Origin of the sequence: Granulicatella sp. WM01, from assembly GCF_004570605.1 — a bacterium.
GTDB lineage: Bacteria > Bacillota > Bacilli > Lactobacillales > Aerococcaceae > WM01.
In genome coordinates, this window is record NZ_SPPB01000165.1 from 1 (window position 1) to 278 (window position 278).

General features: G+C 29.5%; 1 protein-coding gene. It reads right to left on the minus strand.

Features of this window, described 5'->3' with window-relative positions:
- Positions 1-278 (minus strand): IS30 family transposase (locus E4T68_RS09090; RefSeq protein WP_135126082.1); only part of this gene is annotated, 278 nt, incomplete at both ends.

Here is a 278-nt window from a genome sequence, read left to right on the forward strand (position 1 = left end):
GACGCATACGGATGTGCAAAATATACTGCGGTTAAATAGCTTTCTAATTCTGTTAATCGTGAAAATTCTGAACCATTATCTGCTGTTATACTTTTAAACCATTTCTTACCATACTGTTTAAATATCTGTTTTAAAGCCCTGTTAACACATTCTGATGATTTTTCTTTTAACTTTCTGATAATAATAAATCGTGTCTTTCTTTCGATAAGTGTTAAAATAACAGACTCATTTTTAGTTATTTTCCCAATCATTAAATCAATTTCCCAATGACCAAAGGA